We start from the raw sequence: 24320 nt of genomic DNA on the forward strand, positions 1-24320 counted from the left end.
CGATCCGCTGCGGCGTTCCGACCGTATACTTAATATATGAGCATGTGTTCATATATTATTATGCATCGTCGCACCCCCCTTGTCAATCCTATCCATGAAATTTTTTACTCGCAGCTTGCTCTATGATGTCAGTATGACCATTTCCACGCCAGTTTAAGAAGACCGTTCATTTTGAACGAAACCGTGAACCCAGCCGTCTGGAAAATCCGCACGGTTTTGATTACCGTCCATTCCGGGCGGTGAACTGTTAAGTTTCTACAAAAAAATACAAAAGCGCGAACCGTCCCCTTGCCGGAAATTCCCTTTTTGCAGTACACTCAACACAACGTTACGCTGGAAACGCGGGGGTGCGCATGTACAAAATCATGGTTGTGGACGACGAAGCGATCGTACGCGAGGGCATCAAGGAGCATATCGACTGGAACGGGCTTGGCTTCGAGCTCGTCGGCGATTATGCAAGCGGCCGGGAAGCGTGGGAAGCGATAGAGCAGCTCAGACCGGACCTCGTGCTGTCGGATATTTGCATGCCGTTTATGGACGGGCTGGAGCTGACGCGGCTGATCCGGACCCGGTACCCTTTCGTGAAGGTGATCATCCTGACCGGCTTCGACGATTTCGATTATGCGCAGCAAGCGCTGCGGCTCAAAGCTTACGACTTTATTTTGAAACCGGTTACAGCGGCCGACCTTCGCGCGCTGCTGAAGAAGGTGAAAGGCGAACTCGACGAAGAAACCCGCCAGCGGGAAGATTTGACGCGCCTGCACATGCAGTTGAATCAAAGTCTGCCCCTGCTGAAGGAGCGCTTTCTCGAACGATGGGCGACGACCGCCATGGGGGAGGCGGAAATCCGGGAGCGGCTCCGCTATTTCGGGCTTCCCGAGCCTCGGCCGGACTATGTGGCGATGGTCGTCGATATCGACGACTTCGGCAGCAGCGAACATCTGCCCTCCGACCAAGATCAGGAGCTGCTGCGCTTTGCCGTATACAATATGGTCCAAGAAATCGTGGGACAGGAGAACGGAATCTCCTTTCGCACCCGCGAGGAGCGCGTCGTGGCCATCGTGTCCGGGCTTGCGGCAATGCCCCTGTACGAGCTCGCGTACCAGCTCGCCGAAACGGTCCGGCAGTTTGTCGAGAAATATTTGAAATTGACGGTGAGCCTGGGTGTCGGACGCGTATGCGGCTCGCTGGAGCAGCTTCCCCTCGCTTACAAAAGCGCCCTGTCCGCGCTCGAATACCGGCTGCTGCTCGGTAAAAATCAAGTGATTGGCATTGTCGATATGGAGGGACAGCCGCCCGCCGCTCCAGACAACGGCGCGGAATGGAACCGGCTGCTTGCCTCCGCCGTGAAAACCGGCACAACCGCAGACATTCACCGCTTGATCGAGCAGTTGGTCACCCATTTGAAAACGTCCCGGTTGCCGATCGAAGCCTGCTATTGGCAGATCCAATCGGTGATCGTCACGCTGATGAATACGGTCCGGGAGCTCGGAGCGGACGAGCCGCGCGCAGCCATAGGCGAGCGCAATTGGCTGACGGACGTGTATCGGTTCAAGACGCTGGACGACATCCGGGACTGGCTGAAGCACATTCTAAGCCTGGCGCTGGAGCAAATCTCCGAGCAGCGGAACCGCCTGACGCATACGCAGGTGCTGCGGGCCACCGAGTATATCCGCGAGCACTACGTGAACGACAAGCTCTCCCTGCAGGAGCTGTGCCGGCATACGCTCATGAGCACCAGCTATTTCAGCACCGTGTTCAAGCAGCAGCTCGGCGAAACGTTCGTCGAATATTTGACGCGGGTGCGGATCGACAAGGCGAAGGAGCTGCTGCTGCATACCTCGCTCAAATCGTATGAGATTGCGTCGCAGGTCGGCTATGCCGATCCGAACTATTTCAGCCTGATCTTCAAGAAGCATTCCGGCCTCACGCCGACGGAATACCGTGACAGCGCGGCCAAGGAGCCCCGCCGATGAAGCCAGTGTCCCGCCTGCCGTCGCCCTTGTTCCAATTCAAGAGCATCCGCTCCAGCATCGCCGCGGCTTTTTCCTGCTTGATTCTCGTCTCCGTTGGCATCACCAGCTTCATATCCTATCGGCTGTCCGCCGACGCCGTGGAGAAAAATTCGCAAGCCTACCTCTCGGAAGTCATGAAGCAGGTCGGCGCCAACATCCAGTCCTACTTCACGAATATGGAGAACATCTCCACCCTGGCCCTGACGAACAAAGACATCAAATATTTTATCTCCAACACGGTGTTCATCAGTGAGGCCGACCGCCGGGTATACGAGAAGCGGATCTCGGACATGTTCCAGTCGATTCTGTACACCCGCAAAGACATCGCCTCCATCATGGTGTTCGGTTACAACGGCAAGTTCGTATCGGACCGGCGCAGCACCGGCCTCAACCCGAACGCGAAGCCGGAGGAGCAGCTCTGGTACAAGCAGGCGAAGCAGGAAGGCGGCAAGCCGGTCGTCTCCTCCTCCCACGTCCAGCGTGTGATCCAGAACGAATACCGCTGGGTCGTCTCCCTCAGCCGGGAGCTGAAAAGCACCGACGGGATTGCGGGGGAAGGCATTTTTCTCGTCGATCTCAACTTGAGCGTCATCAGCGAAATCAGCAGCCAGGTCAACCTCGGCAAGCGGGGCTACGTGTTCATTGTCGACAACGGCGGCAACATCGTCTACCACCCGCAGCAGCAGCTCATCTACAGCAACCTGAAGAGCGAGCTGATCGACGAGGTGATGCATACGGACAGCTTCGTTGCGTACGACGGCGACGAATCGCGCATCTATTCGGTCCACGATACGAAATTCGGCTGGAAAATCGTCGGCGTCGCCTACACGGACGAGCTCGTCACCAACAAGCACACGATTCAAAGCTCGTTCCTGCTGCTGGCCGTCTTCGGGCTGGCGATCACCCTGCTGCTGTCGTTCGTGCTCTCGCACCGGTTTTCCAAGCCGATCAAGAACCTACAGGATAAGATGAAGCAGGTGGAAAAAGGCAACTTCGACATTCGCGCCGAGATCGAGCAGCAGAACGAGATCGGCCAGCTCGGGCGCACGTTCAACCTGATGGTCGGCCACACGAAGGAGCTGATGAGCGAAATCATCCGCAACGAGGAAACGAAGCGCAAAAGCGAGCTCAAGGTGCTTCAAGCGCAGATCAACCCGCATTTTCTGTACAATACGCTCGATTCGATCATCTGGATGGCGGAAGGCAAGAAGCACGAGGAAGTCGTGCTCATGACCTCCGCGCTCGCCAAGCTGTTCCGCGCCAGCATCAACAAAAGCGACGAGCTCGTGCCTATCATTATCGAAATCGAGCATATCCGCAGCTATCTGCTGATCCAGAAGATGAGGTACAAGGAAAAGCTGGATTACCGGATCGACGTTTCCCAACACATTATGGGCTGCAAAACGATCAAAATTTTGCTCCAGCCTTTCGTCGAAAACGCCATCTATCACGGGATCAAAAACAAACCGGGGTGCGGGCTCATCACCATCGCAGGCAGAGAGAAGGACGGCAAGATCGTGTTCACCATCGAGGACAACGGCCTCGGGATGACGCCGGACCGGCTGCGGCACATTCTGGTACCCCGGACGGGAACGGAATACGGCAATGGCGTAGGCATTGCCAACGTACACGAACGGATTCAGCTTTATTTCGGGACGGGCTACGGCGTGAGCTTCGAAAGCGAGCCCGAGAAGGGTACCCGGGTCACGCTGACGATCCCGAAAAGCGAATAGGAAAGGAGCAGCCGATGCAGACGCAAAAAAAGATCGTGTGGATGTTGGTGCCTCTCTTGGCCTTATGCGTCTATGCCGCTATCCTGCTCCCGTCCGTCCGGACCGAAAGCGGCAAGGACAAGAGCATTATCGTCATTATGAAGAGCAACGATATCCGCACGGAATTTTGGCAGACGGTCCGGGCCGGGGTGAAGACGGCCGCCAAAGAATTTCAGGCGAAAGCGGACATTCGCGGCCCCTTGCAGGAAACCGACGTGCACGAGCAGATCGGTCTTGTGGAGCAGGCGATTGCGGAGAAGCCCCAAGCAATCGTGCTGGCCCCCGCCGCCGCCGACCTGCTGGTTCCTGTGGCGGAGAAGGTCCGCCAAGCCGGAATCAAGCTGGTCGTGATCGATTCGCCGTTGGACGGCAATCCCGGCGACAGCTTTATCGCCAGCAACAATCTGGATGCAGGCAGAAAAGCCGGACGCGCCTTGGCCTCTATGACGAAGGGCCCGCCCGCCGTCGCGATCCTTAGCGACAAGAACGGCTCGCCCACCGCTACAGACCGGGAAACCGGCATTCGGGAGGCGCTCGCCGCCGACCCGGCGGCGGTTGTCGTCGGCACGGGGTATGCCACGAATCAGGAGGAGCGGGCCTACCAAGTGACCAAGCAGCTGCTGGCCGATTACCCGGAGACGAACGGCATGATCTGCCTGAACGAAACGGCTACCTTGGGGGCCGCCAAAGCAATCAAGGAATTGAATAAAAGCGCCTCGGTCAAGCTCGTCGGCTTCGGCGCTTCGATCTACGAGATCAAGCTGCTGGAGGAAGACGCGCTGCATGCCACGCTGGTCCAGAAGCCTTTTAACCTCGGATATTTGGGCGTGAAGGCGGCCGTGGAGCTTATCGACGGGAAAAAAGCGAACCCGCACGACAATATCGATTCGACGGTCGTCACCAAGGAGAACATGTACGATCCGGAAAATCAAAAGCTGCTCTTCCCTTTTGTGGAAAGGTGAGGAAAACCATGCCCCGGCTTCGGGCGATCAATTCAAGAATCGAGGTGGACCGAATGAATCGACGGAAGCCCGCCGCAGCGGCCGTGTCGGCCGCGCTGCTGCTGATGCCGCTATCCGGCTGCGGGATCGACTCGTCCCCTTCCCCCGCTCTGACGGAGCAGAAGGCGTTGATCCAGTTTCTGGCGGCGGAGTACAGCACGGATACGCGACCGCTGCTGGAGAGCATCGTGAAAGATTTCGAAGCGAAATATCCGAATATTGACGTCGAGCTGCAGGTGGCGAATTGGGACACTCTCGACGGCGTCTATACGAACATGATCAGCAAGAATCAGCCGCCGGACCTGCTGAACACGAACGTGTACGCTCATTTTGCCAAGGACGGCCTGCTCAACGACTGGAACGATATCTTGTCCCCGGGGCTGAAGGCGAACCTCTTGCCGAAGTTCCTGCAAATGGATCATTGGAACGGCGCCCAATATGCGATCCCTTATCTCGCCACCGTCCGCAACCTGTATTACAACAAGGACATTTTTGACGAAATCGGGCTGACCGAGCCGCCGAAAACATGGTCCGAGCTGGTCGAGACGGCCCGGAAAATCAAACAGACGGGAAAAGCCGAAGGCTTCGGCGTAGACTTGACGGACAACGAAAGCCAGGCCTACTTGTCGTATTTCTTCTTCGGGGCGGGCGGAGGCTGGATGAAGGACGGACAGTGGACGATCAATTCGCCGGAGAACGTCGAAGGACTGACCTTTCTGAAAGCGCTTTATGACCAAGGGCTGACCGATACCGAGCCGACCGTCACGACGCGCGACGAGAAGCACCGCATTCTCGGGAACGGGAAGCTCGGGACGATGATTTCGGGCAATTACTTCCCATCCGTCGTTCCCAGAGAATTTCCCGGTCTGAAATGGGGGATCGGACCGATGCCGGTCAAGGACGGAACCCCGCCCATCTCCTTCGGCGTGCAGGATATGCTGGTGTCCTTCAAGACGGATCATACGAACAAAGAGGCGCTCTCCAAATTCATCAGCTTTCTGTATGACGATGCGCGCTACGAGAATCTCATTCTGCGCGAAGGCTTCCTGCCGGTAACCAAGTCCGTAGGAGACAAGCTTGCGGCCAAGGACAAGAACGTCAAGGACAGCCTCGAAGCGCTGCAGACGGCCCAATTTTATCCGGTCAACCACCCTGCCTGGCAGAAGGTCATGGACGGAACGCGAAAAATGGGCCAAGCCGTGCTGGTCGACCGCATGCCGCCCCAAGACGCCCTCGATCAGCTTCAGCAGATCGCCCTCACGAAAAGCAAAGAATAGTGTGATGATTATCATAAAAAAATAAAGAACTCTTGGAAGATATTCAATGGAGCTTTCACTCCAAACCTCCTAAGATAAGGTTACGCAATCCATGTGTACCTTAAAGATCAACTTTTAGGAGGGTTCGAAAGATGAGAAAAGCATTAACCAAAAGCACGGCTCTGGGCATGGCCTCCCTGCTTTGCGCGATTTCGCTGGCTGGCTGCGGGGGCGCTCCGGCGGCGAAACCGGCCGACACGGCCAAGCCGGGCGAAGCCGCCAAGCCCGCCGACGGGGCGAAGCCTGCGGACGGGGCCAAAATCGCGGGCGACTTCGAGATCCAATACTTCGTCGGCGGCTACGGCGACGGCTGGTGGAAAGAAGTGATCGGCGAGTTCCAGAAGAAGTACCCGGACCTGAAAATCAAGCAATCGGCCAGCTCGCAAATCAACGATCAAATGAAGCCGCGCTGGATTCAAGGCAATCCGCCCGACGTCGTCTACATCGACGGAGCCGGATCGAACGAAACCCAGATGGTCAAGGACAACCAGCTCATGGACATCTCCGACTGGGTGAAGACCGTGAAGAATGTCGACGGCGATAAGCTGACGGACCAACTGATCGCCCCGCCTCAAGATTACAACGGCAAACATTATACGATCCCGCTCGTCTTCGGCTCCTGGGGCACGTTCTACGACGAAGCGCTGTTCAAGAAGAACGGCTGGACCGTGCCGACCGATTGGGACAGCTTCCTCGCCACCAGCGAGAAGATCAAAGCCTCGGGGATGAACCCCTACATTCATACCGGCAAATACCCGTACTACATCGTCGGCGGGCTGGTCAACTCCGGCTTCGTGTCCGAGAACGGCGACAACCCGCAAATTTTGAAGGATCAGGAAGCCGCGAAGGAAAAAGCGTTCAAGAACGACGCCGTCTCCAAAACGCTGCAAAAGCTGGTCACGATGCGGGATAAAGGGTATTTTGACAACGCTTCCTTCGGCATCAACCATACCGACTCGCAAATGCTATTCCTCCAGCGCAAGGACGCCATGATTCCGAACGGGCTGTGGCTGGAGAACGAAATGAAGAAGGACGTCCCGGCCGACTTCAAATTCGGCTTCATTCCTTCCGTCATGCAGAAGCCGGGCGGCAAAAGCATTGCCATTCCTTACACGAGCAATATCGCCATCGCGAAGAAAGCGAAGAACCCGGAAGCGGCCAAGGCGTTCGTGCAATTCATTTTCACGAAGAAAGCGGCCATCCGCTGGGCGGAGCAGACTGGAGCCATCATGAACGTGAAAGCCGATCTGGAGGCGACAAGCGCCAGCGGCGTCGTGAAAACGGCTATGAAATATTTCAACAGCAGCAGCACCATCGTCGCCCCCGTATTCAAGCTGAACGCCGATTTGGAGCAGGCCGAGAGCGACGCTACGATTGCGCTGCTGCAAAAGAAAATTACGCCGGACGAATGGATGGACCGCATGGAGAAAGCCGCCGCTAAAGTCAGAGGAAGCAAATAGCGCTTCGACCCGGGAACGATCGGCAGGACTTCTTCCTGCCGATTTGTTTCTTCCAATCCCTAGCAGTGGAGGATGTCTTATGAAATGGAATCGCGCGCTTTTTATTACGACCTTCCTGCTGCCGACCTTCGCGGTGTTTCTGGTGTTCACGATCTATCCGTTATTCCGCGGCTTGTATTTGAGCTTCTTCGACTGGTCCGGCGGCTCGGAAACGATGAATTTCATCGGGCTCGGCAATTACCGGGAGCTGCTGTCCGACGAGATTGTCGGCCAAGCGATCAAAAACGACTATTTTCTTGTCTTCTGGAAAGTGGTTCTGATCATGCTGATCGCCACCTTCTTCGCCGTGGCTCTGACCCGGCTGAAGCTGCGGGAGTACGGCTTCTACCGCGTCGTTTTCTTCTTCCCGAACATCATTTCGGTCGCGGTCATCGGCGTGCTGTGGAGCTTCATCTATAATCCGCAGCTCGGCTTTCTCAATGCGTTCCTGTCGCTCTTCACCGACAAGCCGGTGGAGACGAACTGGCTGGGTGACGCGAAGCTCGCCATGTGGTCGCTGCTGCCTCCTAGCGTGTGGGCCGGGATGGGCTTCTACATGATTCTGATCATCGCTTCCATCCTGGCCATTCCCAGCTCGCTCTACGAAGCTGCGGAGATCGACGGCGCCGGGCAGTGGCAGCAGTTCTGGAACGTGACGTTGCCGCTCATCTGGGAGCAGTTCAAAACCTCGGTGCTGCACATTGTTATCACCACGCTGAACGGGTCGTTCATTATCGTCCGGCTCATGACCGACGGCGGCCCCGACAACGCGACGCAGGTAATGGGCTACTATTTGTACCAGATGGGCTTCAAGCAGTATCACTTAAGCTACGGCGCGACCATCGGCGTCCTGATTTTAATCCTGTCTTTACTGACCACGCTGATTTTGGGCCGGTTCTTGAAGCGGGAAACCATCGAATTGTAGGGAGGGATGGGTATGGCCGGGACTTCCGTCACAGGCAAACCCGCACATGGCTTAGCGAAAGCGCTCGTCCGTTTTTTTCCTCTGGTATGGAGCATTCTTGTCATTTACCCGGTCCTGTGGACCTTCTTCACCTCGCTGAAGGATAACCCGCAGGTGCTCCAGGGAAAGCCGTGGGATCTGCCGTTCCCGCTCATCTTCGAAAATTACGCCAACGTCTGGAGCCGCGCGCACTTCGGCGATTATTTCATCAACTCGGCGCTGGTCACCACGGGCAGTACGCTGCTCTCGCTGGCGATGGCCGCTACGACCGCCTACGTGCTCGCCCGCTACGAATTCAAGGGACGGGGCTTACTCTATTCCATCTACGTCGCCTCGATGATGATTCCGACGATTCTGGGCTTGATTCCGCTCGTCTTTTTGCTCAATACGCTGCAGTTGTCGAATTCGCTGCTGGGCTTGACGTTGGTCTATTCGGTGGGGGCGATCGGCATATTGCCCTTCGGCATCTTCTTCCTCGTCGGCTTCTACAAATCGCTGCCGAAGGAGCTGGAGGAAGCGGCCACGATCGACGGGTGCTCGTATTTCGGAACGTTCTTCCGCATCATGCTGCCGTTGTCCAAGCCGGGGCTGGTCACCGTCGCCATTATGAACGCGCTGGCCGTCTGGAACGAATACATTATGGCAACCGTTCTGATCAGCGATCCGACAAAATATACGGTTCCGGTCGGGATCGCCATCTTGCAGGGGGAGATGCAGTACCGAACGGAATGGGGGCCCTTGTTCGCGGGACTCGCCATCTCGATGATTCCGATCATCATCGCTTACAGCTTCTTCCAACGGCAAATTACCGGCGGGTTGACCGCAGGGGCGCTGAAGGGGTGATACGAAGGAAGCGTTATCCCGACAAAATAAGGTCTGCTCTATGCCCGGTTGAGGACAAGCAAGCAGACCTTTTTTCATGCGAGTTTACCCGATCACTGTCAGTTCCTTCGGGAACGACGTCAGCACCTCGACGCCGCTGTCGGTCACCCGGACGTCGTCTTCGATGCGTACGCCGCCAAGCCCCGTGACATAAATGCCCGGCTCGACCGTAAAGACCGCGCCCGCAACGAGTAGATCGGCGGTTCCGGCATGAATCGACGGGAACTCGTGGATATCGATGCCGAGCCCATGGCCAAGCCGGTGTACGAACTGCGGGCCGTACCCGGCCGCCTCGATCACATCTCTGGCCGCCTTGTCGATGCTGGCATACGTCACCCCGGGCTTCACTGCCTCAATCGCCCGCAAATTCGCCTGCAGCACCGTGTCGTAGATGTGCTTCAGCTTGTCGTTGACATCTCCGACGGCGAACGTCCGTGTAATGTCGGAGGCGTACCCGTCTGCGAAGACGCCCAAGTCGATCAGCAGCAGCTCGCCGCTCTGTATCTTCCTGAGCCCCGACGTTCCGTGCGGCATCGCAGACTTTTCGCCAGCCAGCACCGACGTGGAAAACGACGGGCCTTCCGAGCCGAGCTTCTTCATCTGGTACTCCAGCTCGGCGACAATCTCGATCTCCGTGACTCCCGGCTTGACCTTCTCCAAGCCGCGTCGAAGCACCTCTTCCACCAGCGACACGGCCCGCTTCAACCGTACGATTTCGTCTTCCGACTTCACGACCCGCATCTCGCGGAGCGGTTCGTCCACATCCATGTATTCCGAAGCGCCGACCGCCTCGGTAAGCCGTTCGAACCGACTGACGGTCAGATGCGTCTTCTCCAGGCCGAACCGCCGGATTCCTCCCGGCAGCAGCCCCTTGAGCACGGCGTAAGGATCGTCCGTATCCGTATGGGTGGCGAACGCGCCGACACCCTTGGCCGCGCCCCGCGCGGCTTCTTCGTCCAGCGCAGGGACGATCAGCGTCGGCTCCTCCCCCCGGGCAAGCAGCAGTCCGAGGAAGCGTTCGTGCGGGTCCGAGGCGTAGCCCGTCAAATAAAATACGTGCTTCGGCAGCGTAATCAGCACCGCGTCCAATTGGCGGCTCTCCATATAAGCTTGCAGCTTCGCGATTCTGGCGTTCATATCTATCTCCCCTGCCCTTCATGTTTTCATGCCGGGGCGACAAATCCTTGGTATAACGAAATCAAAGGCTATGAATAACGATGATACGAGGAGGTTATTGCCTATGAACTATCATCTCATTCTGCTGGGATTCATCACCTATCTCTTAGCTTATCTGATCGGCGCGATAAAATATACCCGTTTTTTATCCGGTTTCAACGAAAACCAGGTCCGCGATAAAGAGAAGCTGGTGAAAATCGTCGGGGCCTACAATCTGATCGTCAGCGTGCTCTTCGTCTCGGCTGGCGCGCTCAACCTTCCTTACGGCAACGCTCTCGTTCCCCTTGTTATCCTGGGATATTTCATACTTCTCGTCTATGTGAACATGAATATGATCGACTGAGAGGCAGGGGGATTGTGTTCCCGGCTGGAGTCAGCATGCCGCCTCCAGTCCGGGAATCTGAACCTTACTTCATGTGGTTGTAATTGTCGATAGCGGTACTAAGCGTCTTGCTGAACTTTTCAGGTGTGCCTTCCCGAGTCTCGACAAAAAAGCGTTTTTCCAAATCGAAATCTCTCACTTTTTCCTTCTTGTTCACACGCTCGATGATTTCGGAAGCGGCAACCTTAACCTTTTTCGCTTCATCTACGTACCGCTTCAGGGAATGGCTATCGAACCCTTCTTTCTTCACCCGCGCGTCGTCTTGCGCGTGTTGTGACAGATTTTTAAAATCCTCGAGCAGCACGTCGTACTTCGCCTTATACTTATCCATATTGAGATCCAGAATGTTTGCGGCTGTTACTCCCTGCTCCTCGATCTCGGCGGACAGCGCCTCGGCATCCACTAAAAACTTCAGAGCGCTATAACGGATCTGTTCGTCCTGTTCCTGATACTTCTTCAGACTTTTCTGCCTATTTTCGGCTCCCAAGCTTGTCATCGCCTTCAAGAACTCGTTTGAGGCAGCAAAATACCCGTCCTTGGCCTTAAAAATCTTCGTATGCAATTCCTTAGCTTTGGCAAAGTTATCGTCGACATACCCTTTGGTTTCGTAGTAATCGTGCGCCTCGGACAGGATGGCGATCATGTCGTTCATCACTGGCTTCAGCTTGACAACAGTAGGGTCAACGGCCGAAAAGGCAGGCGTTTTCTCGGCGAAGGCGAATTGATTGTTCACGTCGGTCTTGCTGCTGGCCGAAATCGACAGCATGGTGAAGCCGAAGTTTTTTTCGATGATCGGCTGCTCGCCGTCTCCAAGCTTTTCAAAGTAGTCGTTTAACACTTGATCAAAGCGGCCTGTCATGAAATTATTGAGATTCACATACGCGTTATACTTCTCGACCTCCATAGCCTCGCTGTTCGCCCCGTCGTTTTTGTTCGAACCCGACTCCCCCGAGGCCGTCGCACCGCTTGGCGCCGCATCCGGACGGTTCAATTTGAGATTAGAACAACCGGTAAACATCGAGCATACCAGCGCGAGCGCAATAAATGAGTTTAACTTTTTCAAAACACAAGCCCCCAAGATTTATAGATTTTTCCAAACCAGGTAAATTAGACAACAGATTATTTTATCGGCAAATCACCTTGAAAGCTTTAGGACAAATTCAAGGAAAGTGGTAATTTTCACAGTTCCGAATGGTACAATAATAATCAATAGCGTTAAGCGTTCCTTTCCTTGCTCAAGGTGAGGACTTTTGGGGCGCTTATTTTTAAGTCCATTAACATTAGTTTAAAGCCCAAACTAATCTTCCGGCACGTTTCGTACACCTGAATATTTACGTGGTAAAAGAAAAAAAGACCCCCGGCTGGGAGTCCATACGATAGCGTTACCGCTTCTGTAAATTTTCTCAGATCGAGGATCGAAGGGGACCTGGAACGCAGCTAGCGAACCACCTGAACATTCACCTTGATGGAGTTCTTGCGCTCCTTTTCATTTTTGTAGAACAGCATATATTGACTGCTTTGGTTAACGTAGACGGTATTGTCTTCCGGATGCTCTTTTCGGATCACCTCATGGCCGTTTCCAACATCTTCAAGCCACCAATCGTAGTCGTCAGCTACAATTGAGGTCACACGGATACCTTCGTTCTGCCGGAGTACGTAAGGACCGGCAACCGCTTCGGCCCCCGGCCCCAAATGAAGCGTAACCTCTCCTTCCGGCGGCGCGACAATAATCTGCTGTTGAGGTGCTTGTTGGACCGTGGTTCCTTCCGCCGCAAAGCCGGGACTTGATACAAGACTTGCTCCGATCACGGCAATCGTTAATGCAGTCGTCATTTTTTTCATTTTTTTCTCCTCCTCCGAATAACACAGTGCAAGAAGTAATTTTGAGGTCTGGCCAGTGCCCTCAAGAAATTAATACCACACTAACCCTTAATTTGAAATATATTTCAATTAAATTACACAATTATTTTATCCAAAAGTTACAAATATTTGAAGTTATCTTGATTATGTTCTATTTTGACCTTATGCTTTCATCTGTTCCCCGAGACGACGACTTTGGATAGGCATAGGGCCTTTTCTAACCTGACATACAGCAGTTCTGTTTGCAGATCGAGGGCAACACGATGAAGAGTCGATACAATGTCTTCAACCGCTAATTTATGTAATGACGTTAATTGATCACTGGCCATATTTAATACAGCCATGGTACAAGCTTCATAAGTTTGAATTTGCCGCATCAGTTCTCGTTCTTCGGCATCCCATCTGTCCCGAAGGGCGTTTTCGGTCATTTCCATGTCGGGTACCTCCTCGTAGGGCGGCCGGATGCTTGCCGAGAGTTTTCACCTAAACCTTTTGAAACTTTAATATGATTAATTGCAATCATTAAAATGACCTCCATTACATAATTTTAAGTTATTGTTACGTTACAGCGTCACATTTTCATTATATGACGTTACGGCGTATCATGCAATGTTTTTCCTCGCAAATCATGGTATATTGTTACCATTGGAGGAAGATATAAAATGAGAATCAAAGTTAGATTGCAAGAAATTTTAGATGAGCGGGGTATTTCCCAACGTCAGCTTGCTTTAAAAGCTAACATGCGCCCGGGAACGATAAATGCCTTGTGCAGGGGAACAACTGATAGAATCTACATTAGCACCCTCGAAGAAATATGCGCGGCATTGAGCATACATATTCATGATCTGATTGTCATGGAAAATGAATAATCTATATTGGTTTGCAAAGGTTTAAAGCATGGCGTCCCCTCTTTCATTACAGATTTACTATTGGTAGAATTGCAGTAGCTGTACTATCTTTACGTTTTCTCTTTGGTCAACTAATAATTGACTATATTTTAGATGTTAGTAAATTAACAATTGACTGCCAAGGAGTTTTTATATGTTTGACAAAGAGTCCTTTTCCGCAAGATTACTTGAACTCCGCAATGAAAGGAAAGCATTGGCCAAAGACTTGGCGGAACATTTAGACATCACAAAACAAGCCATGAGTTCGTTGGAAAAAGGAAAAAATGTTCCAAGTGTTCCAACACTCATTGCTCTTGCTGACTATTTCGACATGAGCCTTGATTACCTAGTTGGCCGCTCAAATCATCGAACCTTGCTTTAATTTCCTTGCATCATCCGAACTGTTCGGTAGCATATAAAATAAGCTTATTCCTATGTTTAAGTTCAAGTCGGAATAAGCTTTTGAAATTTTTGATAAGTTGAGGCGGAATATTTATCTTGTCTTTAAATGTAACCCCGAAAAATTGACCCGCTAAATATCCACTAAATGTTTTAATGCCCCTTCTTTTGGGGGGAATCTTGAATTCGTTCGGCACTGGGTGGTTTTTTTGATCAGCCGCCGCTTGTTTGTTTGTATTGTTTAGCATATAACGGCGGATAAAAAGAATCCTCAACATGGGCTATTACAATCATTATTTATTGGAATTATTACCAAAACACTCTTAAATGCTAAAATATTGCTTTAAAACCAACCACTACTCACTTATACACTTATTCACATTTTTCTAACACCCATTCCTTTGCTTTTTCTGATTTCAACAATATAGGTTTCTCCAATGTACCAATATTAATACTTTCAAAATGAGCTTCTTCTATACCTTTAATATTCTTCAATGTCACTCCGTTAAATAATGTTTCTTCAAATGTCGCTACACTTATATCTACATTTTCTAGTCTTGCATTACTAAAATCAGTTAAGTAAAAAAGTACATTAATCAAATTACAATCTACTAAATTTGCATTCCTAAATATTGCTTCCCAACAATCACCTTTACTAAATCTAGAGTTTTTAATGACACAATTTGAAAAATTTGTATACCTAAGATCTGATTTATAAAAATCGCATTTATCTAAATACGCATTTTTAAAAGTTGATGAGCATAATAATGATGTATGAAAATCGATATTTTCCAATTTAAGATCGTCAAAAGTACACTCTATTAAAGAGGCTTGTTCAACCAATTTATCGGATAAATCAAAACTTCTTAAATCCACTTCATCTAATCTTAACATTTCACCTTCTTTACCAATTGTCTCAACCCACTTTTTATGTAGTTCAAACTTACTAATGATATTGCCTTCCATTTTCCCACTCCTTAAGGATACCATATTATTCTATTTACTGCTCCTGCTTCATCAATCGCTTTCTTCAGTTGTTCAATATGCTCAGGCTCCATTTTTCTCGTGTCAATAATTACGTTATTCCCATTATTAAATTCTTTTTGTAGCTTTTTCATACCTTGTTGGATAGTAAAAGCACCCTTTTTGGGATTTGTTATAGGTACTCCGTTATCACCACTTGGATATGATTCAAAACTTTTCACGTCCCACTTTAAGCCTGTAGTGGTATCAATAAACTCTGCCCCATTTTCTGCTTGGGGATCTCGTATTATTCTTCCTAAGTCACCTCTTTCTTCTACTGCTAATCCAACTTCCCTTTCCCTTATATTTTTAGGTTCTATTTTCCCAGCACTTGCAGGATCTCGGGCTAAATCATCCAATTCTTCTTGATTTCTTCTTCCGTTATACTTTCCATCCTTATCGTAAAGATTATCTTTACCCGTCCCCTCAGGTCCCTCTTCATCGTGGCGCTTACGTTCCCCTTCTTCATCCCGACGTTTACGTTTATCCCGACCATGCCAGCCTGAACCGCCGCCGCCCGTGCGATCGTTTGCACTGCTATATAGAGCATTGTAATCCTCGCGCTTCATGATTGTAAACGGGTATCTGGGGCCGTTATGCATACCGAGTCCAGCGGCAGCGGGTACGGGCCGCTCCGTGCGCACAATCACATAAGGAGAATTATCCTTCATCTCCTTCATCATCTTCTCGAGCAAGGCTTTCATCGCATCCGTCGGATTCGTAAAACCGGAACCGTTGCTTTTCAGCATCCCGTCCTTTGGCGGTCCGCTTGAGGCCGAATCACCTTCCGCATGGCCGCGAGGCCGTTTTCCTGCTCCTTCTCCGTGATCCGATTCCTGTGCTTTGTTCTCGCTCGCCCCTTTTTTGAGGTCTGTCATGTCGATCTTTTTCCCGCTTTTGACCGCGCTCCTCAAGGTCTTGATCGCCGCTTTCACTTCGCTGATCCCAAGGGAACTCAATCCGACATCCACCACGATCATCATTTCCTTGAAGTCGGCCTCGCCCAGCTTGCGGTTTTCTTCCTCGCTGGTCACAAGCGGATTGTGCCGAAAGTCCCCCTTGTACTTCGTTTCAATCGGCTCGACATAATCCTCATACAGCTGCTTTTTGACATGCTCCACGGCATCGCTAGCCATCTCGCCCCATGCACCGTTCTTTACGTGCTCAGCGATATACTTCGTCCCCGAGACCGCCGCTTCGGCGATGCTGTTTCGCTCTGCAAGCGGCGCCAGCTTGTTTCCGCTGATTTTTTCGTAAGCGAATTCGCCAAGAAGAACCGCCGGCGATCCGATTTCCACCGCGTCCACGACAAAACTCCACAACCCTTTGGCCCCTTCGATGAACGCATCTTGTTTTCCCTGTGCCCGGACGGCCTTGTTTCGTTTCGCCCGTTTCTCGATCAACCCGGACAGTCCCAGTTCGTCCCGCTGCTGCTCAAATGCGCTTTTGATCGGGGCATACGACTGCGAGGAGGTCAGCTCCATCTTGATTTGGCCGCTGCTTGCTTTGAAGCCGTCGCCCAGCTCCAGCGTGTCCGACATCGTCTGGATATGCAGACTTTTGTCTCCGTACAGCATGACGCTGCGGCCTGTAAGCTCCAAATCGGCGCTCGAATCCACCCGAATGCGGGTGGCGCTGTCCATAAAGACGCCGATCCCCGACTGCATCGTGATATATAGCAAGCCCTCCTTCGCCGTCATCGTCAGATCGTGGTTCCCCAGCGTTATTTCTTTGCCTTGCGGATTCCCGAACGACTTCACGCCCGGGTCCTGCATTTTCCGGCCGCTCTTCTCGACAAATTCGCCCTGCGGCGCATGGCGCACCGACTGGATGACCATCGCGTCGTCTTCCTCCGCGCTCGGAAAATACAGCTTGACCTTCGAGCCGATCTCCGGCATTAAATACCATACCTGATTGCCCTCCGCTGCGTAAGGAAACCAGCAGGCATCCTGCGCGCCCTGCGCCTCGTCAATATCCAGATGGATCTTCACCTGATTGCGGCTGACCTTGATAATGCTCCCCTCGATCGCTGCCCCGATGATCGGCAGGTTATAGGTCTTCTTCCGCTTGAGCCCTTGCGGCAGCGCGCACACGTACTCCCACCTGAGCGCCCCCTGCCCGATCGTCCCGACCCGCTTCGTAATGACGAAGGCTTGCCCTTCCCGCAGCACTTCGTCCCCGATCTCAAGTACGGTCTCCAGCTCGAAGCGGCAGCTCGTATAATCGGTCTCGTTGACGGCGGCTTGTCCGTTAGCGCTCGTCTCCCGGTATGCGTCCATCTCCCGCTGAATTGTATACGGGACATTTTCCAACGTCACCTGCCTGCGCCCTTCGGGAATCCCGACCCAGAACCGGCTGCTGTGCGCCGTCATATCCGGCACCAGATCCGCCCCTGCATGAGAAGCCAGCCTTCTCAGAAAGGCCCAATCCGTCTCCTGATACTGCATCATGAACGTTCCCTGCTCCAGCTTGTCAAGGCTTCGATCAATGACAGCCGAGCCCGGGTACGCCTCCAGAATGTGATCCACTACATCGATATACCGCGCATCGACCTTTTGAAACGACCGCGTCTTTTTCCCGATGTCCAGTTCATAGGTATGCGAAACCGCCGTTACGCTTACGCGGCACATGCTGCGAACGACCTGGAGCCCAATCTCCTGCAGCTGCCCCATAAAAAGCGTACGCTCCTGCCCCAATACCTTCAGTTCGATCCGGTCGTGATGGCCGCTGCCCATGGCGATCGCTTCTTCCTGCTCCGCGTCCACGGTTCCCGTAAAATACAGTCTGGCGTGATCGCCCATCTGCTGAACCAGCTCCAAGGCATCAAGCCGGATCGCTCCGTACGGCCAATGGACGTTTAAATCCGAATACGCGATGACGCGCTCTGTCTGCTGCATCGTTCCACCCCTTCGTTCGGCCGCCGTCCGTTAATCCTGCCCGACATGTTCTATCGTGATGGTGCCTCCCATAGAGCACGTTAACGTCGATTTGCTCAGCAGCGCTTGCTCGTTATTGATCAGAAGATCTTCCTTACCGCCCGACCATTTGCCGCAAAGACTCGGGGTGCATACAGCTTGCGAAGCGGTTATGGCATTCAGCTGATCCGCCCCGAACTCCAGAAGCCCTTTAAGCAACGGATTCGTTTGCACAGCTATGCTGCTGCTGCCCGTCCGGCTCCAGCCAGCGATATGGTCGAGAACGCCCCCCATTTTCGCCTGACAAAATCCGAAGCAGCCAATATTGTCAGGCGTGCAGTCCGCGACCGTCATCACGGGCTTCTTCTTAATGTACACACCGTGGCTGTTAGGCAAATTCAAGACGCCGGGGTCCGTACCCAGGCTGCATTTCAGCGTTGCGCCGCGCACGACGTATTTCTGCTCTCCTTGAAGCAGACCTTTGATCACGGCTCCAATCAGCAGGTTTAGCATGTCATCATCTCCTCCATCCGGTTAGGTCTATAGGCGCCGCAATGCTCGGATCATGGCGGTAGACAACGGCTGCCACAGCTCCGCTTCTTCCAAAGGAAACTGAAAGCTGCCAAGCAATAATCTTTCCTCCAACGATGTCATGAACAGCACTTGGTAGCCGTAGCCTGGCGAGAGCTGGAATAACGATTCGCAGCAGCTCACCTGCAGCCCTTCCGCTTCCAGCATGATGGTTTCCATGATCTGCATGTCCGACTTCAAGCTTTGCAGCTGCCTGAGAAGCGCGTCCTGATACGGCTCAACCTGATCCATGGCCAGAGCGTGCGTTGTCCATTTCAAGCCAAAAAGAACCTGCCGCCCCTTGTCCCGGAACAAGTGCTGGTCGTTCCCGCTCATGCCGTACTCCGTCGCCGCCAATCCTCTCGGAACGGGCAGCAATAAACGCGACAAACGAAGGCTCACCCGCTCCCCAAGCAGCCGGTGTTCGTCGAATTCGATCACTTGATCCGGCAGCTCGATCCTCCCCTCCTGCACGCCGCGGTCCCAATCTTCCTGCGAGATCGAGCCGTTATTCCCGGCGCTTTCCTCCATCTGCTCTTGAATCTGCCGTTTACGATCGATATCCAGCAGCAATTCGTCCCAATAGGTCGTCATCCGGCCCTCCGTTAGGCTTGTTCGATTTTCTGCAACATAAATCCCGTCCAATGTCTGCGCAGCAGACTCTCCGCCACATCGAGGCTGACCACGATATACGGCTCCAGAATGCCCCGAATGGCGAACACATGGTGCCCCTTAACTTGCTCCCGGTCCAATACGAGCCGTTTCAGCGTGCCTCCGGGGTGAAACTCGCTTTGCGGGGAAAGACACTCGACAGCCGGCACCTGCATGATCCAGTAGGAATGCTGCCCGCTTTGTTTCGTATCGATCAGTTCCACCCGCTTAAACCGGATGTGGCGGTTATATTTCTCCAGCAGGCTCTTCATCTGGTCCGATGCCATGCGCATCGGCTTTCCCAGCCAATCGACATACTCGCAGGACCGGCCAGCATCGACAGGCAGGACCGAAACCGGCGGAAGCTCTTCGAATTTCACGTTTCCGAGCCCGGCGGGCTGCGCTTTATCGATAATCCGTTCGTCATCCAGCAGCAAAAAATAATCCCGCATTCCATCAGCTCCTCTCTACCCGGACACCCACCGGATCGATGCGATTTGCGCTTCGCTAAGCCACGGCCGCAGCCGCTCCCGGTCCCGCTCCGCAAAGGTAGCCTGATTCAGGTTGGCGCCCTCGAAGTTCGCTTCGAGCAAGTCCGCGTGTACGAAGTTGGCGCCTTCCAGATCGGCGTTGGCGAAGTTTACGCCCAATAGCCCCGGAGTACGGTGAAGCTTGTCGTCGAAGCCTTGCCCGTCCGCCATGTGGAAATTCGCCCCTTTCAAGTCGCACTCTCGGAAGTCCGCATCGCATAGCTGTGAGTAGCTGAAGTCCGCATGGCGCAGTTGGCAACCGGCCCAGCGTGTTCCTATAAGCACGCAACCATTGAACGTGCAGGACGTCAGATCGCTGCCGCTGAAGTCGGAAAAGCGCAAATCCAGTTCATCGTAATGGCCCGGGGAAAGCGGCAGCCCCCGAAAGCTCTCGTACGAGCAATCCGCTCCCTGCTTCTGCTCAAGCCGCCGCCTGATCTGCTTTACGTCCCGCTGCCCCCGGTCCTCCACATAAAGCGGCTCGCTGCTATCTTTGAATTCGCCGATCCGAATCTGCAGGCGCTCGGCCTTGGCGATTTGCTGAAATTCGGGAAGCTTCACCACTTCCGGGATCGCCCAGCGGGCGAGAGCCGTGACAAACTGGCTGAAAAAGCCGATCTCCTGCATCACAAGACGCTCCGTATCGGCGGTATGAAGCACATTCATATAGGCTTTGCGGCTGTCGTTCAGAACCGACAAGAGCGGGCGAATCCCTTGAAACGCCCACCCCGCATCGTATGCGGCGTCGCAATACGCCGTATCCCAATACCAATCGTCCGCATACGCCTCGATCAAGTAAGTGTTGGCGCCTTCCCTTATCGACGTGCGCAGCATGGAATAGTGAATGTAGGCGATCGGCGCTTTTTCCTGCCGCTCCTGCATCGCCTTGATCTTTAGGCACAGCTCCCGGAACGACGTCAGGAATCCGGCCATAAGCTGCCTCTTGTGCTGGCGGAAGTCGGCGTCCAGAGCCGAGATTCGGTCCGTAAGCGCGGGTTCAAACACATGTTCCCGCAAATGCAGCAGCGCTTCCTCCTTGCCCATCTCTCTTCTGCCCCCAGCCTAGTTCATCTTAATTTCCGAGCCTTTGAACTCCATATTGTTTTCAATCGTGATCGCATTTTCTTTGCCCTTCAGCTCCAGCTTGTCCGCTTCGATCTTCAGATTTTTCGAAGTCAAGAGGATATCTTCGTCGGCTGAAATGATCACATTATGGTCGCTTTTAATTTTGATTCCTTCTTTATCGCTGATGGTGATGTGCATTTTACCCGATGAAATGACGATTCGGTCCGGGGCCAGCATAATTTGTTTCCCGTACTTGGTTCGAAACGTCTTGATGGCCGGATCGCCCATCCGGTCCTCCCCGGCATCTCCCTTGCGGGCGGCCGACGCGGGACGGCTTGGCGGACTCTCCCGCTGCACCGAGCTGATGCCGAGGCCTTCCTCTTCTTTGTTGCTTGGAAAATAAATGCGGATACGGTCGTTCACTTCCGGCATGCAGTACCAGCCCGTATTGTTCTCGGAAGCGTAGATCGTCGAATAAGGAAACCAATAATCCGTGCTCGGGTCCACCTGCTCGTCCATATCCAGCTTGGCGCGGATGGTATCTTTGCGAACCTGGAGCACATGCCCTTGGATGGAGGCCCCGATAATCGCGTTGTTGAATTTCCGTGGCTGCGCCAGCCCCTGACGCGGATACAGCCGGTAGGTGTACGTGAGAAGGCTGTCCTTCATCTGCGCCACCGCTTGGCCCACGACGAGCGGCTTGGACTTGAAGCTGACCTCTTGGCCTATGTCAAGCAGCCGGGCGCATTCGACCTCGTAGACGATATAATCGGCTTCCCCGATGCCGGGAATATGATTCTCCGAAGCGTTCCGGTAATCGGCGATATGCTTCTTGAAGGTATAGTGTGCAGCGTGGATTTCGACGACGGACTCGTTTTTCGGCAGACCAAAATAAAATTTGGGGCTGTCAAAGCCGGTCGTCGGAATCAGCCCCGTATAAAACCGGGATGCCATGCGCTGCAGATACTGCCAGTCCGTTTCCTCATACTGCATGACGAAGGTCCCGATCGCCTTGCCGTCCGAAGCGTAGTCGATGACATCGGCTTGATCGTAGCCAGACAGAATGTCGCGGATCAGCTCGGTATACGGCATCTTCGGATTTTGGAAGGAGCGTTTATGCAGCTTCACGTCCAGCAGGCAGGTATGCGAGGCGGCTTCGATCGTTAAGTAATAAATGCCGCGGACAGCCTGAACCTGAATGTTCCGAATGATGCCTTGAAACCACGTTTTTTGTTCTCCGTCATCGTCGGTCAGGACGACTTTGACCTGCGTTTGCGCGTTGGCCATTTGGACGTAGCTGTCCCTTCGCTCTTCCGGCACAATCCCCGTAAGAGTCAGCTTTGCATGATCGTTGAAGGCTTTCACCACATGCAAATCTTGCAGATTCGTCAATTCAAAAGGTCCCACTTCGATGTTTCCGTAGGTGATAACCGAAACTCCCATCCTGATCTCTCCCAATATGATCGACTGCTTGCTTAGGTGTGCTTTGTCATTTTTGTCAGTTGTTATACATTTTTATCGGCCTTGTTTATTGAAAACTTTAGGTTTACAGCAATAAAGTGGTAATTTTCACAGAACGGGGACCAATACTTGTCAGTGTGTCGGCGTTGCCATCCGTCGTTACTCTATTGTCTGGGCACGCACAAAAAAACAGGCCCAGCTCCCGGAAAATCCGGGCCTGAGCCTGTTTCAAAATAAATCCAACTGCCGCGGGGCGAACGGCTTCGTCGGCAAACCGAGCAGTTCCAGCATCTGCATCGCGTTCACCGCGGCGTCGCCGCCCGAGTTGTTGTTGAAAATGACGCAAATCTCCTTGCTGTTATCTACAAGTCACTTATTCGAACATGTCCATTTGCTTGGGAGGAAGTTGCTTTGACTCTTGACCTAAAAGATCTATAAGTTGCAGAGCATTCGCAGCAGCATCCCCGCCTGAATTATTATTGAATATCACACAAACCTCCTGAGTTTCTTTTTCCAACTTCAAGAGGTTTTCCTTCCACTCAAGTAATTCTTCATGATTGTAACGATAGAGATATCTTACTTCTCGCCAGTTTTTAGCTCCACTTGCAGTCCAGCCAACAGTGTTTCTCCCATGAAATCTGACAATTGTTAAAGTGTCATTGGTTGATTTTAAAACTGTCGGAACTGAACCCGGAAAAACTTGAGGTTCATCACAGATACTATGAATCCAACCTTCCTCGCGCATAAATGATAACGTCTTTTCTCTCATTTCCGCACTAAGCCAGCTTTGATGACGAAATTCAAGAGCCACCGGAATATTTTTCATTCGTTCCTTAGTTGTTCGTAGTAGGCGTACATTATTGCGATTACAATCAAACCACGGTGGATATTGGAATAGAACTGCCTTTAACTTGCCCGCATCTAAAATAGGTTTAATAGACTCGCTAAAACTTCGGAACATATTGTCCATATCCGCTTCAGAATAATTCTGACGGGTGTGCCCTGTCATACCTTGATAAGCTTTCACTAAGAATGAGAAATCCTTCGAAGTGTCTGATGCCCATCTACTATACAAATCCTCTTTATGAATAGCGTAATAGGAACTGTCCACTTCAACCGATTTAAAATATCTGTTGTATTCTTTTAGCTTATCCTGTTGCCTGATTCCAGTCTTATATAACTCGTCATGATCTCCCCATCCAGCAAGCCCGATTGATATCATTTACCCACCACTTTTAAACAAGTTTTAAAGCTTATCTACATTTTATCGATATAAACCTGTAATCTCAATTTTGTCCTATCCGCAAACAAAATCCATATTCTGTAACGAAGTAAAATGTTATAGTTAATTCAGCTACAAATAATTTGGAAATGCGTGATTTTTTAATATTGTGGTAAAGGGTGATTCGCATTGGAAACTATCCAAAAGATGTATGAGCATTTAAATTGGGCTAACCAACGTATTTTTGAAACACTGCAAAGTATTGAAGATGCAAACCAGGAGGTATGGCGTTTATTTTCCCATATCCTTAATGCTGAAAAAGTATGGATAACTAGATAACTGGAATGGATAGTTCACAACTTCCCATATGGTCGGAGACCGATATAGAGAACTGTGCAGAACTTGTTAAACAAAATGAAGAGAGCTTCACAGCTTTTTTTACTAATTTAGAAAATACTGACCTAGATAAAATAATATCCTACACAAATAGTAAAGGAAGACAGTTTAAGTATTCTGTACGGGATATTTTAACGCATGTAGCATTGCATGGTCAGTATCATCGAGGACAGATTAACTCACGACTTCGAGCAGTTGGTATTGAACCAGTTAATATTGACTTTATTACATTTGTGAGATCAGGCTGTTGATTAACTAAATTATGTAATCTAAACAACCCTCTGGGGGTTATGTGTTTGCACAATATATTGAATCTTTATAAGCCATTCAGCAG

Annotated in this window: 23 protein-coding genes; 11 read left to right on the top strand and 12 right to left on the bottom strand. The window is 52.1% G+C overall.

Annotated features, from left to right (window positions below):
* Nucleotides 1-353 precede the first annotated feature (353 nt).
* The 7 genes from NLX71_RS23010 to NLX71_RS23040 all read left to right on the top strand — a co-directional run bounded on the left by NLX71_RS23010 (nt 354) and on the right by NLX71_RS23040 (nt 9410).
* Nucleotides 354-1976, top strand: a complete 1623-nt coding sequence (locus NLX71_RS23010) for a response regulator transcription factor (protein WP_254366121.1) — start codon at nt 354-356, stop codon at nt 1974-1976.
* Nucleotides 1973-3748: a cache domain-containing sensor histidine kinase gene (locus NLX71_RS23015; RefSeq protein WP_254366123.1), complete on the top strand. Its 1776-nt coding sequence runs from the start codon at nt 1973-1975 to the stop codon at nt 3746-3748. The genes NLX71_RS23010 and NLX71_RS23015 overlap by 4 nt, the downstream gene beginning before the upstream one ends.
* A 14-nt stretch (nt 3749-3762) precedes the next feature.
* Entirely contained in the window at nt 3763-4749 is a 987-nt protein-coding gene (locus NLX71_RS23020; protein ID WP_254366124.1) for a substrate-binding domain-containing protein, read from the top strand.
* Nucleotides 4750-4802: 53 nt separating this feature from the next.
* Nucleotides 4803-6065: an extracellular solute-binding protein gene (locus tag NLX71_RS23025; protein WP_254366125.1), complete on the top strand. Its 1263-nt coding sequence runs from the start codon at nt 4803-4805 to the stop codon at nt 6063-6065.
* Between the two features lie 131 nt (nt 6066-6196).
* Nucleotides 6197-7564, top strand: coding sequence for an extracellular solute-binding protein (locus NLX71_RS23030; protein WP_254366127.1), 1368 nt, complete (start codon nt 6197-6199; stop codon nt 7562-7564).
* A gap of 79 nt (nt 7565-7643) precedes the next feature.
* A complete protein-coding gene (locus NLX71_RS23035) occupies nt 7644-8528 on the top strand; it encodes a carbohydrate ABC transporter permease (RefSeq protein ID WP_254366129.1) in 885 nt (294 codons plus the stop codon).
* 12 nt (nt 8529-8540) lie between these two features.
* Nucleotides 8541-9410, top strand: a complete 870-nt coding sequence (locus tag NLX71_RS23040) for a carbohydrate ABC transporter permease (protein WP_254366131.1) — start codon at nt 8541-8543, stop codon at nt 9408-9410.
* A gap of 84 nt (nt 9411-9494) precedes the next feature.
* Here NLX71_RS23040 and NLX71_RS23045 read toward each other — a convergent pair whose 3' ends face one another.
* Nucleotides 9495-10586, bottom strand: a complete 1092-nt coding sequence (locus NLX71_RS23045; protein WP_254366132.1) for a M24 family metallopeptidase — start codon at nt 10584-10586, stop codon at nt 9495-9497.
* Nucleotides 10587-10689: 103 nt separating this feature from the next.
* Between NLX71_RS23045 and NLX71_RS23050 the strand changes: the two genes are divergently transcribed.
* A complete protein-coding gene (locus NLX71_RS23050) occupies nt 10690-10968 on the top strand; it encodes a DUF3784 domain-containing protein (RefSeq protein ID WP_254366134.1) in 279 nt (92 codons plus the stop codon).
* A gap of 64 nt (nt 10969-11032) precedes the next feature.
* On the opposite strand, the gene NLX71_RS23055 is transcribed toward NLX71_RS23050, so the two are convergent.
* The 3 genes from NLX71_RS23055 to NLX71_RS23065 all read right to left on the bottom strand — a co-directional run bounded on the left by NLX71_RS23055 (nt 11033) and on the right by NLX71_RS23065 (nt 13301).
* Nucleotides 11033-12070 (bottom strand): YiiG family protein, encoded by a 1038-nt coding sequence (locus NLX71_RS23055; protein ID WP_254366136.1) that lies wholly within the window; start codon nt 12068-12070, stop codon nt 11033-11035.
* Nucleotides 12071-12444: 374 nt separating this feature from the next.
* A complete protein-coding gene (locus tag NLX71_RS23060) occupies nt 12445-12849 on the bottom strand; it encodes a hypothetical protein (protein ID WP_254366137.1) in 405 nt (134 codons plus the stop codon).
* Between the two features lie 188 nt (nt 12850-13037).
* The gene (locus tag NLX71_RS23065) at nt 13038-13301 is read right to left on the bottom strand and encodes a hypothetical protein (RefSeq protein ID WP_254366139.1); all 264 of its coding nucleotides are present in this window, start codon (nt 13299-13301) and stop codon (nt 13038-13040) included.
* A gap of 228 nt (nt 13302-13529) precedes the next feature.
* Here NLX71_RS23065 and NLX71_RS23070 point away from each other — a divergent pair, with 228 nt between their 5' ends.
* Nucleotides 13530-13736, top strand: a complete 207-nt coding sequence (locus NLX71_RS23070) for a helix-turn-helix domain-containing protein (protein ID WP_254366141.1) — start codon at nt 13530-13532, stop codon at nt 13734-13736.
* A 172-nt stretch (nt 13737-13908) separates the two neighbouring features.
* Nucleotides 13909-14136: a helix-turn-helix domain-containing protein gene (locus NLX71_RS23075; RefSeq protein ID WP_254366143.1), complete on the top strand. Its 228-nt coding sequence runs from the start codon at nt 13909-13911 to the stop codon at nt 14134-14136.
* A gap of 389 nt (nt 14137-14525) precedes the next feature.
* On the opposite strand, the gene NLX71_RS23080 is transcribed toward NLX71_RS23075, so the two are convergent.
* From NLX71_RS23080 to NLX71_RS23120, 8 genes are all read right to left on the bottom strand, one after another.
* Nucleotides 14526-15119, bottom strand: a complete 594-nt coding sequence (locus NLX71_RS23080) for a pentapeptide repeat-containing protein (protein ID WP_254366144.1) — start codon at nt 15117-15119, stop codon at nt 14526-14528.
* Between the two features lie 11 nt (nt 15120-15130).
* Entirely contained in the window at nt 15131-18073 is a 2943-nt protein-coding gene (locus tag NLX71_RS23085; protein WP_254366146.1) for a contractile injection system protein, VgrG/Pvc8 family, read from the bottom strand.
* A gap of 30 nt (nt 18074-18103) precedes the next feature.
* Nucleotides 18104-18604 (bottom strand): DUF4280 domain-containing protein, encoded by a 501-nt coding sequence (locus tag NLX71_RS23090; RefSeq protein WP_254366147.1) that lies wholly within the window; start codon nt 18602-18604, stop codon nt 18104-18106.
* A gap of 27 nt (nt 18605-18631) precedes the next feature.
* Nucleotides 18632-19255, bottom strand: coding sequence for a hypothetical protein (locus NLX71_RS23095; RefSeq protein ID WP_254366149.1), 624 nt, complete (start codon nt 19253-19255; stop codon nt 18632-18634).
* Between the two features lie 11 nt (nt 19256-19266).
* Nucleotides 19267-19764 (bottom strand): imm11 family protein, encoded by a 498-nt coding sequence (locus tag NLX71_RS23100; RefSeq protein WP_254366150.1) that lies wholly within the window; start codon nt 19762-19764, stop codon nt 19267-19269.
* A 15-nt stretch (nt 19765-19779) separates the two neighbouring features.
* Nucleotides 19780-20886, bottom strand: a complete 1107-nt coding sequence (locus tag NLX71_RS23105) for a pentapeptide repeat-containing protein (RefSeq protein ID WP_254366151.1) — start codon at nt 20884-20886, stop codon at nt 19780-19782.
* 18 nt (nt 20887-20904) lie between these two features.
* The gene (locus NLX71_RS23110) at nt 20905-22350 is read right to left on the bottom strand and encodes a contractile injection system protein, VgrG/Pvc8 family (RefSeq protein WP_254366152.1); all 1446 of its coding nucleotides are present in this window, start codon (nt 22348-22350) and stop codon (nt 20905-20907) included.
* Nucleotides 22351-22741: 391 nt separating this feature from the next.
* Nucleotides 22742-23590 (bottom strand): DUF72 domain-containing protein, encoded by an 849-nt coding sequence (locus NLX71_RS23120; RefSeq protein ID WP_254366153.1) that lies wholly within the window; start codon nt 23588-23590, stop codon nt 22742-22744.
* Between the two features lie 344 nt (nt 23591-23934).
* On the opposite strand from NLX71_RS23120, the gene NLX71_RS23125 reads away from it, so the two are divergent.
* The gene (locus tag NLX71_RS23125) at nt 23935-24237 is read left to right on the top strand and encodes a DinB family protein (protein WP_254366154.1); all 303 of its coding nucleotides are present in this window, start codon (nt 23935-23937) and stop codon (nt 24235-24237) included.
* Nucleotides 24238-24320: the final 83 nt, after the last annotated feature.

Source organism: Paenibacillus sp. MZ04-78.2 (assembly GCF_024213375.1).
GTDB lineage: Bacteria > Bacillota > Bacilli > Paenibacillales > NBRC-103111 > Paenibacillus_G.